This is a genomic window from Cerasicoccus maritimus (genome assembly GCA_031296935.1).
Lineage (GTDB): Bacteria > Verrucomicrobiota > Verrucomicrobiia > Opitutales > Cerasicoccaceae > Cerasicoccus > Cerasicoccus maritimus.
Map to the genome: position 1 here is coordinate 1 of JAVDPD010000037.1, position 14402 is coordinate 14402.

Below are 14402 nucleotides of genomic sequence, written 5' to 3' on the forward strand. Positions count from 1 at the left end.
GCCACAAAACTCCAATACCCCCGAAAAACCACCGGCTCATATCAGAAATCACCAATAGACCACGCAGCGACCAACTCTCGACAGACAATGCTTTTTTAGGAAACGCCTAAAGCCGACAGACTGCTAGGAGCGGCTATTGAATAAGCCAGCAAGCACGGTTAACATCTGGCACTTATCTTGGTACTGCCCTGACCATGCACCATTTGCGAATTCCATAAGCCATTGGGGGTGGCGGAGAAGGAGGGATTCGAACCCCCGGACACGTTGCCGCGTCAACTGATTTCGAGTCAGTCCCATTCGGCCACTCTGGCACTTCTCCAATCCAAGAAAACCATCTAACACATGCTTCCTGCCGAGAATTGCAATAGCAAAGTCGGCTGGAAACCGGTGGTAAAATTTATTCCTGCTCTAAGCGTGCCGCCATCTGACGCTCCACATACTTCGCCAGCAAATCGAACTCCAGATTCACCTTGTCGCCGGCCTTGGTCTGCTGGAGATTCGTCACCTCAAGGGTGTGCGGGATCAGCCATACAGCTAGGCTGTCTTCGTGCACCTCGGCTACGGTCAATGACATGCCGTCGATCGCGATGCTGCCCTTGTAAACCAGATACTGGCGGAACTCAGCCGGAGCCGAAACGCGCAGGTAGTGATTCTTACCGCGAGGCTCGAACTCCAACACATCGCCAGTGGTGTCAACATGGCCGGAAACCACGTGCCCGCCGAAGCGTCCATTGGCCGCCAAGCTGCGCTCCAGGTTAATCAGCGAACCCGCCTTCACGCCGGCAAAGGATGTCAGGCGCACGGTTTCGTCGAGCAGGTCAAAGCTCAGCGTATCGCCATCGATCGCCACCACGGTGAGGCAGCAGCCGTTGCAAGCGAGGCTATCGCCGATGCCCATATCGGACACGACCAACTTGGCGCGAATAGTCAGACGCCAGCTTTCAGCGCCCTCCACGAAGGAGACGACTTCGCCCGTTTCTTCAACAATTCCGGTAAACATAAATCAATGATGGTGACGGCGGCCATGCTTACGCGCCGTCGGCCCGCGCAGGGAATCCCGGATGCGGGCGCGTTGACGCTCGGCCAGCTCGCCGGGTGTCGGTTTGCGGGTCAGTTCTTTGACCCAATCATGGTTCGCGCCGAGTAGCCCGTCGAACTCAGGAGGCAACGGAGACTCGGCTGTGAACTTGATGATATCACCCCGCAGCGTAAAGCGCACCTCAACCTTACTGGCATGCAGAAAAAGCCGACGCTGATGCGTAGCGCTTTTGATCTTACGGTTGAAACGAAAATCGCCGTAGCCGCGATCACCCACGATGGGGAAACCATGCTTCGCGCACTGAAAACGCAGTTGATGCGTGCGCCCGGTCACTGGCAAAAGCTGCATCAGCGACAGGCCAAAGCGATAGTTGTCGCCGCGCTCCCACTTGTAATTGGTCCGCGCTTGTGTCGCGCCGCCCGCCGAGGCAAATACCGGCCCGTGGTGACTGCGGCGCCCCTTCTCCAGCAAGTCCGACCAATGCCCATGCATGCCTGGACGGCCGTTACCCTTGACGAGCGCGTAGTAAGTTTTCTCCACGTCGTGGGACTGGAAACGCAGCTTGATCGCCTCGGCAACCTCTTCATTGATGGCCAGCAAAAGCACGCCTGAAGTCGCAGAGTCCAAGCGGTGCAACAGGTAAACCGCATCCGGCGAACCCTCGTTGCCAAAGCCGTGGTAGCACTCGCGCTCGTGGTCGTAGTCGGCTTTAAACAGCGAACGCGAACGGTCTTCCTCCGGTTTTTCTTCGTTCGGATGCGAGAGCACGCCGACCGCTTTTTCGACTGCGAGCAGACCACATGGATGGCTACCGAGCAGGCGAACGCCCTTGCCCCAGGGAAGCCAGTCGTTGCCTGCTGCGCCGCTCATCGGAAGTAATACGTAATGGTGATGCTTTGCTGCTCACCGAGCGTTTGCACCATCTCCTTCGTCCACACGCCGAAGGGAGAGCGGGACTGGATCGCCTCAATACAGATAGCCGTGGCCGCACGGCTGGCGCTGGAAAACAGCACTTCCATGCCGATAATTTCGCCCTGTTGGTTGATCGTGTATTTAACGACCACGCGCGAGCCAAGCTCGGCCATAATCGTCGACTGCGAGCGCACCATCAGCTGCCACTGCATATCGATAGCCTCGATCATCCGCTGTAGGTAGGCACCAAATTTATCAAACTTCGCGTCGACCGAGATTGCGCCAGCGCGGTTGGTGGCGCGCCGCTCCATCTTCAACGGACCGGACGAGGCTTGGACAAAATTCAAACGGGGGCGGGCTTGCGGGCGAGGCTCGCTGGACGGCGAAGCCTGCTGCGAGGCTTCCGGTGTCATGACCTCCTCCATGTAAACCTGCAAGCGGTCGTTTTCCGCCTGTTCCGGCTGAGCCGTTTCCTCGACAGTTTCTTCGGTCTTTTGCTCGGCTTCACCGGTTTCGACGGCGGCCAGAATGCCTTCCTCGGCTTCCGGCTCCTCGGGCACTTCGAGCGCCTTCTGGTCTTCCATGCCGGGGTCGGTATCGGCGATGGGTTGGTCTAAATATTCGGGCTGCTCGGCTTCGACGGTCTGCTCCTTCGGTTCCTCCACCGGCTCCTGCTGTTCGGTTGGCTGTTGCTCCGTGGGGGGCTGCTCGGCCATTTCCTGCGGTTGCTCCTGTTGCTCGGTCGGTTCCGCGGGCTGCATTTCCGGCGCGGGCTCAGACATATCCGGCGACGGTGGCGCTTGCTCCGCAGTCAGGTCGCCGGTGACAATTTTCTGAGAATCCAGCATCTCGCCATCGACCGCGGGCGAGTCGTTGTCCTGGGTCGGGTCGGGGACTTCCTGGGCGGCAGCGGTGTCGGCAGCGGCAATCTTGTCGGTCTCCACCTTCTCCTCCGGCGCCATCGGGTTTGTTTCCACGAACTCGGGCATGGGCGGAGGCGGTGGCAGGAACTCGACCTCCAGCGGCGGATTGGCCGGGCGTTCCTTCTCGATGATGCCAATCTCGTTCCACGGAAAGATCCAGACGGCCAGCAAGTGCAGCAGAATCGTGACCGCAAGGCCAATCGGCACGGTCTTCTTGCGCAGCTCGTTGCCGGCGGTATCTTCGGTCCACCGCGGCCATTCGTTACCTTGCGGCTTCTTGGGAGGCTCCTGCAAAGTGCTCATTGGGCGGCCTCCAATTGCGACCACAGGCCAAGTTGCTCCAGACGCTCGCGAAGGAACTCAGTGGGCAGGCCCATGACGTTGTTCAGCGAGCCATTGAGGCCGGCAATGATCAGTTCACGCCCTTCTTGGATGCCGTAGGCGCCCGCCTTGTCGAGCGGGTTCACAATCTCAAAATAGCGTGCCATGTCGTCGCGACGTAGTGGATGAAAAGTCACTTCACTCGTCACGAAATGCGCCTCGTCGACGCCGCCATTGACGGACCGCAGGCAGACGCCGGTATAGACCGTGTGCGTGCGGCCGGAAAGCTTGGCCAGCATCGCGTAGGCGTCCTCCATCGTCGGCGGTTTGTGCAACACTTCGTCTTCCAGCGCGACCGTAGTGTCGCTGCCAAGGATGAGCTCATCCGGGCGTTGCGCGGCGACGTGCTCGGCCTTGATCCGGGCGTTGTGCAGCACGGTTTCGCGCGGGCAGCTCGTGGGCTCCTCGTGCTCCTCGACGTCAGCCGGGCAGACCTCAAAACGCAGCCCCAACTGCTCCAGCAAATAGCTGCGTCGCGGCGACGCCGAAGCCAGCACCAAGTGGTCAAACTTAGCGCCTGTAGCAGTGGAATCTGTGGTGGAAGCGTTCAAAAATCGTCGAAAAGCGGCAATTAACGAGCCACATTACCCTAGCTTGTATAAAATCCAAGCACGAACACGCCTTTACTTTGCGGGCGGTTTGTAGCGGTAGCCGTAGCCGTGGACGGTCAGCAAAAACTGCGGTTTGGCGGAATCCTGCTCCACCTTGCGGCGAAGTTGGGAAACGTGCTGGTCGAGTGTCCGCGTGGTGCCCAGGTAATCTATGCCCCAAGCCGCGTTGAGCAAAAAGTCGCGGCTTAGGGCGCGGTCGGGGTGCTCGTGAAAAGCCATCAGCAGCTTGTATTCGAGCTGCGTCAGCGAAGCCTCCTGGCCATCGCGCCACAGCTGACGCAGTGCGGTGTCGACCTCGGCCAGGCCAAAGGTAAATTTCGACGGCGCTTCCGCCTCCCCCGTACCGCCATTCAAGAGGCTGCGACGCAGCGCGGCCGACACGCGGGCCAGCAACTCGCGCATGCCAAACGGCTTCGTAATGTAGTCATCCGCGCCAAGCTCCAGCCCGAGCACTTTGTCGATCTCCTCGCTCTTGGCGCTGAGCATCAGCACGGGCACGGCGGCGTTCGTCTTGCGGATTTCGCGGCAAACATCATAGCCGCTCAGGCGCGGCATCATGATGTCGAGCAGCACGAGGTCCGGCTGCTCGTCCTTAAAAAGGGCCACGGCCTCCTCGCCGTTGGCCGCCTCCACGACGGCATAGCCCTCGCTCTCCAGCGTGTCGACGAGACCGAGTCGGATGCTGGCATCGTCCTCGGCGACTAAAATGGTTTTCTCAGCCATGGGCAGAATCCTTTTCGCTAACGATTAATTGAAAACAACAGCCGGTCGGCTCATTGGGGCGCAGATCCAGCCGCCCACCCAAGCCCTCGGCCAGGCGCGCGGCAATGCTCAGGCCGAGGCCGCAGCCCGGGCGCTCCGCGGTCAGCCGGTCGTCGATCCGGTGGAACGCGGCAAACACCTGCTGCCGTTCCCGCGCCGGAATGCCCAGCCCGAAGTCGCAAACGCTCAAGCTCCAGCCACCGGGCTCGGCCTTCGCGGACACCACAGCCCGCTTGCCGTCGGCCGCGTATTTCGCGGCGTTGTCCAGCAGGTTGAGTAAAATCTGCTCCAGCGCATCGCGGTCAAGCTTCGCGCGGATCGGCGTTTCCGGCGGCGTATACTCCACGTCGAGCCCCTCCCCGCTCAGACGCGGGCCCTGCGTCTCGACGATCTCGCCAATGACCACGCCCACGTCTTCCTGCGCGTAATTAAAGTCACGGCGCCCGCGCTCCAGCCGGCTGAAATCCAGCACGTTATTGACGAGCCGCGTGAGGCGCTGCGTTTCGTTGAGCATCGTTTGCAGGTAGCGCTGGCGCTTGGCTTCGTCGCCCGCGCGTCCATCGTGCAGCATTTCAGCAAACAGGCGAATGCTCGTGAGCGGCGTCTTCAGCTCGTGCGAAACATTGGCCACAAAAGTCGTCTTCCGCTGGGCTTCGAGCGCGTCCCGCTGCGACTGCCACATCAGCAAACTGCCGCCCAACAGAATCGCGACACACAAGCCCGCCACCGTCAGCCCGCCGAGCAAACGAAAGCCGCTGCCAAACGGATTGCCCGACACCGACGGGTAGGCCTCGATTTTCCAGCCCGGCAAGGACGCGCCGACATCCAACGACAAGGCTGGCCCCACGCGCTCCGAGCTGGAATAGCGCTCACCGCCCGCCCCGGTGACGCGGCGCCCCTGATCGTCCACGAGCGCAAATTGCACGTCCTGCTGCTGGCTGATGCTGAGCGTTTTGGCCATTTCGGCGAGGACGGTTTCGCGGTTCAGCCACGCGCCGAGGATGTTTTCCTGATTCGCTAAATCCACCCACGCGAGCCATTGCTCGGCGTCATCGAAGTCGCGCATGACCCAGCCACTGCGCGTAGCCAAGCGCGCTGCGTCGTTCATTTGAGCAAGGAAGCCAACGAACTCCGGTGACTCCTTGAGCGCTTCAAATCGAAACGCCTGATCCGCTTGGCCATTGCCGACGAAGAACGCGTCTCCGCCCACAAAATCCTGCTCCTCACTGAGCTCGTCACGGGCATAGCCGAAACTGGGCGATGACTGCTGCGCATCCCCACGCGCTTGCGGCGCCAAGTTTCCCGTTGCGGCATAGGCTTCGTTGAGGGCAGCGGGCGGCGATGGCGACACTCCAGACTCAGCGGCTACATGATCAGCGTCGGCAAAGGCTTCTGCGGGCGCCGCGGCGGGCGCCTCGCTGGCTCGTTCGCTGCGGGAACTAAACAGACCGGAGAAAAAGTTCTGCGACTCGGCTTTGGCTTCCGGTTCAGCAACCACCGGCGGCGCCTGTGATTGGCTCACCGTAGTGTTCGTTGCGATGTTCACTTGGCGAACCGTTTCACGCTGGCGGCGTAACTCGGCCGACTTGCTGTAATTCGTGGCGTAGTCGTTCTCGGTTGGCGCTGGGGCGGCATCCTGCTTCTTGGCGCTTTCCTTGAGCCCCATGCTGTTGTCCAAAATAAAATCCGTCGGCGCCTGAATCATCGGCTTCGACGAGGGTGTCACCTGCTGCTCTTCCTGCACATTGTATTTATCCTTTAGCAAGGCGTTGAGGTCCTCGGCCTCCGACTCAAAGTCTTTAACCTCATCGACCTCCATCGTCCAGGGGTATAGGCCATCGGCGCTGGCGCGCAGGCTCGCCGGACTTGGCGCATTGCCGCGCGCGCCGTACCAGCTAGTCACACCGTCCGAACCGCGAAAGTAAAAGCCAGCCGCCACGTAGGGATTGTTCGCCACAAACTCGCTCAGCGCATTGCGCGGCAACGGGGACTGCCGGGCCACGAACAAGCCCTCGGTCACTCCCTTGCGGATCTCGTCCATCAGCAAGTCGACGTTTTCCGCCACCGAGGCCGCGCCGTTGGCCAGCGAGACATTGGCCAGCGCGTCCACGCGGTCGGCCTCGCGGTCGAGCAGCCACCAGGCACCGGCACCCATGAGGAGCGTGGCACCCAGCAATAGCAGCCAAGCCAGCAATATGGGGCGGAATTTCATAAGGGAGTATTTCGGGGCAATTTAATGCGCGGCGCCGCGGTAACGCAACTCGCGCTTGCTCATGCGACGCACGAAGTCGGGCGCCACGCCGATGTGGCTCATGACGATGAGCGTATCGCCGGGCTTGAGCGTGGTGTCGAGCTTGGGCTTGATCGTCGTATTGCCGTCCTTGCAACGCACGGCAACCACAATGAACGCGTGTTTGCCGCGCGTTTCGAGGTCTTCCAGCGTGCTGCCGACCAAGTCTGAATCTACGGAAATGGCAATTTCGTCCATCTCCAAACCGATCTCGGACAGGCCTTCCATGAAGACGTTGTCGTGCAAATCCTTTTCGATGACCTCGCGCGCGTTGGGTTTTAAAATGAGATGCGCAATGCGGTCCGCGCCAATCGCCGCCGGGATGACCACGCGATGCGCACCAGCCTGCATCAGCTTTTGCTCGGAGGAAATTTGGTTCGCGCGCGCGATGATTTGCAGGTTCGGATTGAGCTGCCGACAGCTGAGCACGATGAACACATTGGCGGCGTCGTTCGGCAAAACGGAGGCCATGACCGAGGCCTTTTCGATGTGGGCTTTGTGCAACACGTCTTCTTCCGTGGCATCGCCCTCGATGTAGAGGAAGCCCGCCTCACGGATGAGCTCAATCTGCTTCGGGTCGGTGTCGAGGATCAGGAACGGCTTCTCCGCGCTTTTCAGCTGCTCAGCGAGCAAGCGGCCGATGCGACCGAAGCCGCAGATGACGATGTGCCCGTTCAGTTCTTCGATGTCTTTTTCCATTTTACGTTCCCCCATGAGGCGTTGCAGCTGCCCTTCCGTCAGCCAGTTGATGAACGCGCCGACCGTGTAAATCAGGATCGTGCAACCGGCGATGATGAAGCCGATCGTGAAGATCCGCAGCTCGGGCGTCATCTCGTTGGTCTCGCCATAGCCCACTCCGAAAATCGTGATGATGACCATGTAAATCGAGTCCAGCACCGGCCAGCCCGCGATCTGGTAGCCTTCGAATCCAACGGCCACCACGGCGACCATTAATAGGAGGCCATTGCGCAGCTGACGGGTAGGAGATGGCGTGTTCATGCGTTGGTTTCACAGCAAAACGCGCGCCGGGCTGATCAGCAATGCTCATTTCTTTCAATTGGTAGGGACGGTTGCCCTCAACCGTCCGCAGTGTTGACTCGACTCTTGGGCTGTCACCGGACGGTTGGGGGCAACCGTCCCTACCCTGCAAACAGGGGGGCGACCCAAAGACCGTCGCCCCCCTTTTGCCTGATTGGCGATGCCAATCTCTCTTATCGACCAAAGTGTGCGGCTTACTTGGTGGCGCTTTGCTGGTTCTTGGTTTGGTATTCGAAGGCACGGCGCTCGGCGCGGTCCTTCTTTGAGTAAACATCCTTGTCCAGGTAGTCGGCTTCCTCTTCCAACTTTTCATTGGCGGGGGCCAGGACCGAAGGGGCCACGAAGTAGTAAGATGAATTGATCTCGCCTTGCACCTGACGGAAATTTCCGGCGGCGGCCTTATTATCATTGGCGTCGGACAAGGCGATGCCTTCGATCGTCGCGTCGACGATTTTGTTGTCGATTACGTTCTGGACAACGTCTTCGCGGGCGGCTTCGTGGACCTTTTCTTCCATCGCTGCGTAGGTGATCGGCACGGAGATGGATTGTTCGCGCACCTTGTCGCTGTTGACCGGCACGTAGCGCACCTGCACGTCGACCAAGTCGCGGGTTTCGCCGTCGGCGCCGACTGGGGCGTCGAGTTCCAGTAAGGCCAGCTTGTCATGGCCGCCGTAAACCTGCGGCAGACGGAAGCGCGCCATGTCGCCCTCGATCTCGGCTTCGCGGCCGAGGCTCTTTTTAATGCGCACGCCGTCCTTCGTCTTGATGATGATCTCAATATCGGTCGCCGCGATGCTCAGCGTGTCGCCCAGCTCAGCGCCGAAGATGCGCGGGAGGTCGCTGGCGTTTTCGACGAAGTAGGTGTTGCCCTGACCGGCTTCAGCGAGCGTGGTCATCACGTCTTCATTGAAGCCGCTGCCGAGGTCCACGGTGCTCACGACAATGTCCTCGCCGGCAAAGACGCTCGCCAGCGCACGGAAGTCCGGGATCGTGCTCGGGCCTTCGTTGGCCTGCCCGTCCGAGAGCAAAACAATGCGGTTAATGTAGCCTTCGTCGCGCTTCTTGCGGAGCTCGCTCGCGCCGCGATTGAGGCCGGCATACATCGCGGTGCCGCCGCCGGACCGCACTTCGCGCAGAGCGCTGCGGATCTTGTCGCGGTTCGCGCTGGAGGCATATTGCGCCTCGGCTAAGGTGCTCGCGCTGCTGTTATAAGTGATCACCGAAACGAGGTCGCGTGGCCCGAGGCGGCCAACGGCTTCTTGCGCAGCTTGAATCGCCTGGCGGATTTTCTCGCCGCCCATCGAGCCGGAGTTGTCCAGCACGAGGCAGAGGTTAACCGGCGGGCGCTCGTGCTCTGAAATGATTTCGTCCGGGCGAATCTTAATCTGCACGACGACGCTTTCGTTCTGATCGGCGCGGACCACCGGGCGGTCGAGTGCGGCGTCGACGTTGATGATTTCCGCAATAGGCGGCTTCGGAGAAACCGCAGCAATCGTGCGGTTGGCAAAGGCGTTTCCGGCCAAGCCAGCCGTCAGCGCGGCCAGCAGGATGAGTTTGGTTTTAAGTGGGTTCATGCCGACCAGTTTAGCAAAACCAGCCCGCCAAGTCGTCACCCCCACGTAAGGAGTTTGTCAGGATTATGTCAGGGCAGGCAGCGTGCCGCTGCACCCAGAGTTTTCCGGGAATCAGCCTTTCGGCTCGGGCTCACGCAGCGCCTCAAGCGCTACCTTATACCCATTCTCGCTAAAATTGAGAGTTGTGAAATTCCATGAAGCGCGTGTCCATCCGTTACCAACGAGCTTGATGACCCGCCTCTTGTCTGCCCACCAGTCTTTTAGGTGTACTGCGGCGACTTGGTCTAGGGGTTCGATGCTTGGCCACAGTTTGTTGGCGGTGTGATCTTGGATGAGATCTCAGAGTTTCTCGATCGGATTGAGTCTGGGCTATACGGTGGCAGCATGATCGTGTGGACTCACTCGGGAATGTTCGGGTGCCTAAATGTCGCTTCCTCACAAACACACTGAAGCAAATAACGTGCTAAATATCTCAATTTAGCCAAGAAAAGGTATTATTTAAGCAGCCGCGTCAATTTGGGCGCGGCTTTTTGCTGGGCGCAAAAAAACGCCCAGATGTCCGGGCGTTTTCAGAAAAGTGGTTTGCTCGATATTTATGCGGCAGCAGGGGGCGCAGTGGTGAGCTTCTTCTGTTTGCGACGACGCCAGACAAGAAAGCCCATTGCCAAGAAACCGAGGCCAGCAATATAGGTGGAAGGCTCAGGGATCGCGCTCAGGGTGATCGTGTCACCGGAAGCGAGGGTCCACTGGTATTCGGTGGCGTTGCCGATGCCGAGTGCTGAAATAGTGGTGTCGTTGAAAGTCATGGTGAAGTTGATCGGCGAAAGGCTGGTGTAGCCAGCAGGCACGAAGAGACGTCCATTTCGCAGGGAGATCCAATTCGTGGTGACATTCACGCTGTCTGGGACACCTAAGCCGCCGGTGCCGAAGTCACTGGGTGCTGAGATTAACCCGTAACGATCGTTGTCGCCTGAAGGACTTGCTACCGATTGCAGATTGCCATTGCTGGGGCTGATGGACGGTGTGCCCACAGTCAACGTGCTGTTTGGGCCAACTGCGCCAGTCAGATCCAACGTTCCATTTACGTTGAAGATGACATCTCCACTTTGTTCAGTGACTTGAATCAGCACCATCGCGTCTGAAACCAGAGGCGTCAATGCCAGGGCTATTGCAGTAGTAAGTATCTTCATGTGAATTAGGCTCTATCGCCTACGATTATAAGTCAATTATCAAATTTATCTATACGCCATGATTGAGTTAGCTAAGATGGAGCGCTGATGTGATGTTTAAGTTATATATCATCAGTGACTTATGGATTGTTGGGCTTGTTCGTCCAGTCTTTGTTTTCCGTTGAATGCTTTTCTTTCCTGTATTTATAAGCGTCAAAGCGCTGAGTGATCTCGTTACATTAGCAAAAGGAAATGGCTTTAGGCGATGGGATTTTATGATGTATGCTAGTGGTAGATTATGATTTAGCTTAAATCGTTTTAACTGACGTCGGAGCTATTGTTATCTCTAATGTTAATTTTTCGTAAGTGATTGCAAATCAGTCACTTTAGGGCACCTGGGTTTGCTTTCACGAGCGAGGCGAAAGCGCTTTTATGTTGAGCAACGCCGCTCAGGATAAAAAAGCGCTTCACCTCAAAGGAATTACGCCTCATTGAGGGCATGCGGTGTTGCTCTGTTTGAGGCACGGCTGCTAGCCCAGCCATCGAACTGAGCGCCTTGCCTATCGTTCAATGGTTGCGCAATCTCGTAACATGAGAGCTTTGTCGTAGCGCCCTTGAGTGAGCTTTTCTTGGGTGGTGTTTACGGTGCCAGATCAACAGCCCGATCAGCAGCATAGTGGTCAGTAGTGAGTAGGCGTTTATCGCTGATGTTAGCGCCCTCATCCATGAACGATGCCCAAGGGGATCAGTGAGCGGCTGATGAGCTGGTTCGATCGATTGAGAAACGGTCTTTGAGGGAGAGGAAAAAAACTGGTCAGCGTGGAACTCGACTGATGAATTGGGTGTGGTAAGAGACTCGATTGACGGAGCGGCGGGGCGTGCTTTTTCGCTGGGGTTCTGCAATGCAAGCGGCGACTGGCTATCGGCGCTGGCTGAAAATATTATCGGAATGCTCGCAGTGGTTGTATTGAACGCCAGCGCTGAGCCGGGAGGGGTAAGGATGATTTCGCTGAGAGGCTGAGAGTCAGGTGTGATGCTTTTCTGGGGGGGCTTACTGGTTGGAATTGCGCCCGGGATCTGCATGGAGTCCTGGCTTCGATCTTCGATTAGGAGGAGTGCATGTACAGATATGGGGGGCAGCAGCGCCATGCACAGGGTTGGCAGTAGTTGGGTCATCGTGGTTTGTTTTTAATGGAAACAAACCGAATGTCTATATATTTGATTGTATATATGTTTTGTGGATAAAATAAAGCCGTCGGCTATTTGTCGTTGGCATTATTCATGATGCCCATTCAGGCGCTTATGCGATGGTCACTTCTGGGCAGAGATAGACGTCTTGAATTGCATTGAGCAGCTTGGCTCCCTCGGTCATGGGGCGCTGAAAAGCTTTACGCCCGGAAATGAGGCCCATGCCGCCAGCGCGTTTGTTGATGACGGCGGTTTTCACGGCGGCGCCGAAGTCATTAGAGCCCGAAGCGCCGCCTGAGTTGATCAGCCCTGCGCGGCCCATGTAGCAGTTGGCCACCTGATAGCGGGTAAGGTCGATCGGGTGGTCGCTGGTGAGCTCCGTGTAGACTCGGTCATCGATTTTGCCGTAATGTGACTCGCCCATGTTAAGCGCCTTATAGCCACCATTGTTTTCGGGGAGCTTCTGCTTGATGATGTCTGCCTCCAGCGTGACGCCGAGGTGGTTAGCCTGGCCGGTGAGGTCGGCGGACACATGGTAGTCCACGCCATCTTTCTTAAAGGCCGGGTTGCGCAGGTAGCACCAGAGGATGGTGGCCATGCCGAGCTCGTGCGCGCGGTGGAAGGCCTCGGCGACTTCGATGATCTGGCGGTTGGATTCCTCCGCGCCAAAATAAATCGTCGCGCCGACGGCGGCGGCGCCGAGGTCGAATGCCTGGTCGACCGAGCCGAACATGATCTGGTCGGGGTGGTTGGGGTAGGTGAGGAGCTGGCTGTGGTTGATTTTGACAATAAACGGAATCTTGTGGGCGTATTTGCGCGCCACGGACCCGAGCACGCCAAAAGTCGACGCCACTGCGTTGCAGCCGCCTTCGAGCGCGAGGTTGATGATGTTGGCGCTGTCGAAGTAGTCGGGGTTTTTGGCGAAGGAGGCGCCGCCGGAGTGCTCGATGCCCTGGTCGACGGGCAGGATGCTCACGTAGCCGGTGCCTGCGAGGCGACCGGTGTGGAAGATGCGGTGGAGGTTGTTGAGGACGCGCTGGTTGCGGTCGGTGCTGGCGGAAATGCGGTCAACGAAGTCGCCGCCTGGGAGGTGGAGGCGCTCCTGGGAAATAGTGGTGCACTGGTGGTTGAGCAGCGAGTCGGCTTCGTCGCCGAGATAAGCTTGGATCTGGTCGATCATCGTAGTGAGGGGTTGGCGGGTTTAATAAGGGGTTTTAGCCAATCGTAATAAGAATCAACAGCTGCGCAACCTTGAAATTGGGCGTATCTGGGCGCCGGGCGTGATTCCGCTGACTATTTTGTTGCCGGATTCAAGGATAGAAACGATAGTGCGCGTGCAGGTAGAAAACGCCGCTCGGGGTCTTAATTAATATTGATTTTAGCTCGACGCAGCATAAGCTGCCCTGTTTTCACAAGCTCAACAACCAAAGATTAAGCAATCATGCCAGTTGCAACACCGAAGCAGTACGAAGCGATGATCGACGCCGCCCAAAAGGGCAACTATGCCTATCCGGCCGTCAACATCACTTCGATCACCACCATCAACGCGGCGCTCAAGGCCTTCGCCGACGCCAAGTCCGACGGTATCATCCAAGTCTCCACCGGCGGCGGTCAGTTCGCTTCCGGCCTCAGCGTTGCGGACGCAGCTTTTGGCGCCATCGTTCTCGCTGAAGCCACTCATATCCTGGCCGAGAAGTACGACGTGCTCGTCGCACTGCACACCGACCACTGCCACCCGGAGAAGGTAGAAGGCTTCCTCAAGCCACTTCTCGAAGCCTCCCGCAAGCGCAAGGCTGAAGGTAAGGGCCCGCTCTTCCAGTCCCACATGTTCGACGGCTCCGTCGTGCCGTTGGCTGAAAACCTGGAAATTTCCAAGGGTCTCCTCAAGGAGTGCGCCGAGTTGGACATCATCCTCGAAGTCGAAGCTGGCTGCGTAGGTGGTGAAGAAGATGGCCACGACACCTCCGGCCTCCCGGCTGAAAAGCTCTACACCACCCCCGAAGACATGGTGGAAGTTTACGAAGCCCTCAGCCCGATTGGCCGCTTCCTCTTCGCCGCGACCTTCGGCAACGTCCACGGCGCCTACAAGCCGGGCGCGGTTAAGCTGAAGCCGACCATTCTCCGCGACGGCCAAAAGGCGGTTACCGACAAGTATGGCGCAGAGTCCAAGATGGACCTCGTGTTCCACGGTGGTTCCGGCTCCGAGCTCAGCGACATCCGCGAAACGCTCGAATACGGCGTGGTCAAGATGAACATCGACACCGACACGCAATACGCGTTCACCCGCCCGATCGTCAATCACGTCTGCACCAACATCGAGGGTGTGCTCAAGATCGACGGCGAAGTCGGCAACAAGAAGACCTACGACCCACGCAGCTACCTGAAGAAGGCTGAGAAGAGCATGGCCGAACGTATGCAACAGTGCTGCGACGACCTCTGCTCCACCGGCAAGTCCATCTTCGGCACCGTCTAAGCGGTTCGCAAAACCAACTTTTTCCAAGCCGGGCCCTTTGTG

At 58.4% G+C, this 14402-nt stretch carries 11 protein-coding genes and 1 tRNA gene; 1 reads left to right on the forward strand and 11 read right to left on the reverse strand.

Annotated elements, in window-relative coordinates; all coding sequences use genetic code 11:
• Nucleotides 1–229 precede the first annotated feature (229 nt).
• From RBB62_RS18435 to RBB62_RS18485, 11 genes are all read right to left on the reverse strand, one after another.
• A tRNA-Ser gene (locus RBB62_RS18435) sits at nt 230–319 on the reverse strand.
• A gap of 78 nt (nt 320–397) precedes the next feature.
• Nucleotides 398–1000 carry a riboflavin synthase gene (locus RBB62_RS18440; RefSeq protein ID WP_309400724.1) on the reverse strand — a complete coding sequence of 201 codons (603 nt, stop codon included), beginning with the start codon at nt 998–1000 and terminating at the stop codon, nt 398–400.
• Nucleotides 1001–1003: 3 nt separating this feature from the next.
• Entirely contained in the window at nt 1004–1909 is a 906-nt protein-coding gene (locus RBB62_RS18445; RefSeq protein ID WP_309400725.1) for an RluA family pseudouridine synthase, read from the reverse strand.
• Nucleotides 1906–3177, reverse strand: coding sequence for a hypothetical protein (locus tag RBB62_RS18450; RefSeq protein WP_309400726.1), 1272 nt, complete (start codon nt 3175–3177; stop codon nt 1906–1908). The genes RBB62_RS18445 and RBB62_RS18450 overlap by 4 nt, the downstream gene beginning before the upstream one ends.
• A complete protein-coding gene (locus RBB62_RS18455) occupies nt 3174–3806 on the reverse strand; it encodes a Maf family protein (RefSeq protein ID WP_309400727.1) in 633 nt (210 codons plus the stop codon). The genes RBB62_RS18450 and RBB62_RS18455 overlap by 4 nt, the downstream gene beginning before the upstream one ends.
• A gap of 72 nt (nt 3807–3878) precedes the next feature.
• Complete coding sequence (locus RBB62_RS18460) at nt 3879–4589, reverse strand: response regulator transcription factor (RefSeq protein ID WP_309400728.1); 711 nt, start codon at nt 4587–4589, stop codon at nt 3879–3881.
• Nucleotides 4582–6840, reverse strand: coding sequence for a sensor histidine kinase (locus RBB62_RS18465; RefSeq protein WP_309400729.1), 2259 nt, complete (start codon nt 6838–6840; stop codon nt 4582–4584). The genes RBB62_RS18460 and RBB62_RS18465 overlap by 8 nt, the downstream gene beginning before the upstream one ends.
• 21 nt (nt 6841–6861) lie before the next feature.
• Entirely contained in the window at nt 6862–7917 is a 1056-nt protein-coding gene (locus RBB62_RS18470; RefSeq protein WP_309400730.1) for a potassium channel family protein, read from the reverse strand.
• 233 nt (nt 7918–8150) lie between these two features.
• A complete protein-coding gene (locus RBB62_RS18475; RefSeq protein WP_309400731.1) occupies nt 8151–9530 on the reverse strand; it encodes a vWA domain-containing protein in 1380 nt (459 codons plus the stop codon).
• A gap of 593 nt (nt 9531–10123) precedes the next feature.
• On the reverse strand, nt 10124–10720 hold the full coding sequence (locus tag RBB62_RS18480; RefSeq protein WP_309400732.1) for a PEP-CTERM sorting domain-containing protein: 597 nt from the start codon (nt 10718–10720) through the stop codon (nt 10124–10126).
• A gap of 1279 nt (nt 10721–11999) precedes the next feature.
• Nucleotides 12000–13067 carry a class I fructose-bisphosphate aldolase gene (locus RBB62_RS18485; protein ID WP_309400733.1) on the reverse strand — a complete coding sequence of 356 codons (1068 nt, stop codon included), beginning with the start codon at nt 13065–13067 and terminating at the stop codon, nt 12000–12002.
• 261 nt (nt 13068–13328) lie between these two features.
• On the opposite strand from RBB62_RS18485, the gene fbaA reads away from it, so the two are divergent.
• Nucleotides 13329–14360, forward strand: a complete 1032-nt coding sequence (fbaA, locus tag RBB62_RS18490; protein WP_309400734.1) for a class II fructose-bisphosphate aldolase — start codon at nt 13329–13331, stop codon at nt 14358–14360.
• Nucleotides 14361–14402: the final 42 nt, after the last annotated feature.

Bases quoted from the DNA above. Each gene is read 5' to 3' on its own strand.
- RBB62_RS18485 (WP_309400733.1), bottom strand. From the start codon at position 13,067: ATGATCGACCAGATCCAAGCTTATCTCGGCGACGAAGCCGACTCGCTG.
- RBB62_RS18480 (WP_309400732.1), bottom strand. From the start codon at position 10,720: ATGAAGATACTTACTACTGCAATAGCCCTGGCATTGACGCCTCTGGTT.
- RBB62_RS18450 (WP_309400726.1), bottom strand. From the start codon at position 3,177: ATGAGCACTTTGCAGGAGCCTCCCAAGAAGCCGCAAGGTAACGAATGG.
- RBB62_RS18440 (WP_309400724.1), bottom strand. From the start codon at position 1,000: ATGTTTACCGGAATTGTTGAAGAAACGGGCGAAGTCGTCTCCTTCGTG.
- RBB62_RS18470 (WP_309400730.1), bottom strand. From the start codon at position 7,917: ATGAACACGCCATCTCCTACCCGTCAGCTGCGCAATGGCCTCCTATTA.
- fbaA (WP_309400734.1), top strand. From the start codon at position 13,329: ATGCCAGTTGCAACACCGAAGCAGTACGAAGCGATGATCGACGCCGCC.
- RBB62_RS18460 (WP_309400728.1), bottom strand. From the start codon at position 4,589: ATGGCTGAGAAAACCATTTTAGTCGCCGAGGACGATGCCAGCATCCGA.
- RBB62_RS18465 (WP_309400729.1), bottom strand. From the start codon at position 6,840: ATGAAATTCCGCCCCATATTGCTGGCTTGGCTGCTATTGCTGGGTGCC.
- RBB62_RS18475 (WP_309400731.1), bottom strand. From the start codon at position 9,530: ATGAACCCACTTAAAACCAAACTCATCCTGCTGGCCGCGCTGACGGCT.
- RBB62_RS18445 (WP_309400725.1), bottom strand. From the start codon at position 1,909: ATGAGCGGCGCAGCAGGCAACGACTGGCTTCCCTGGGGCAAGGGCGTT.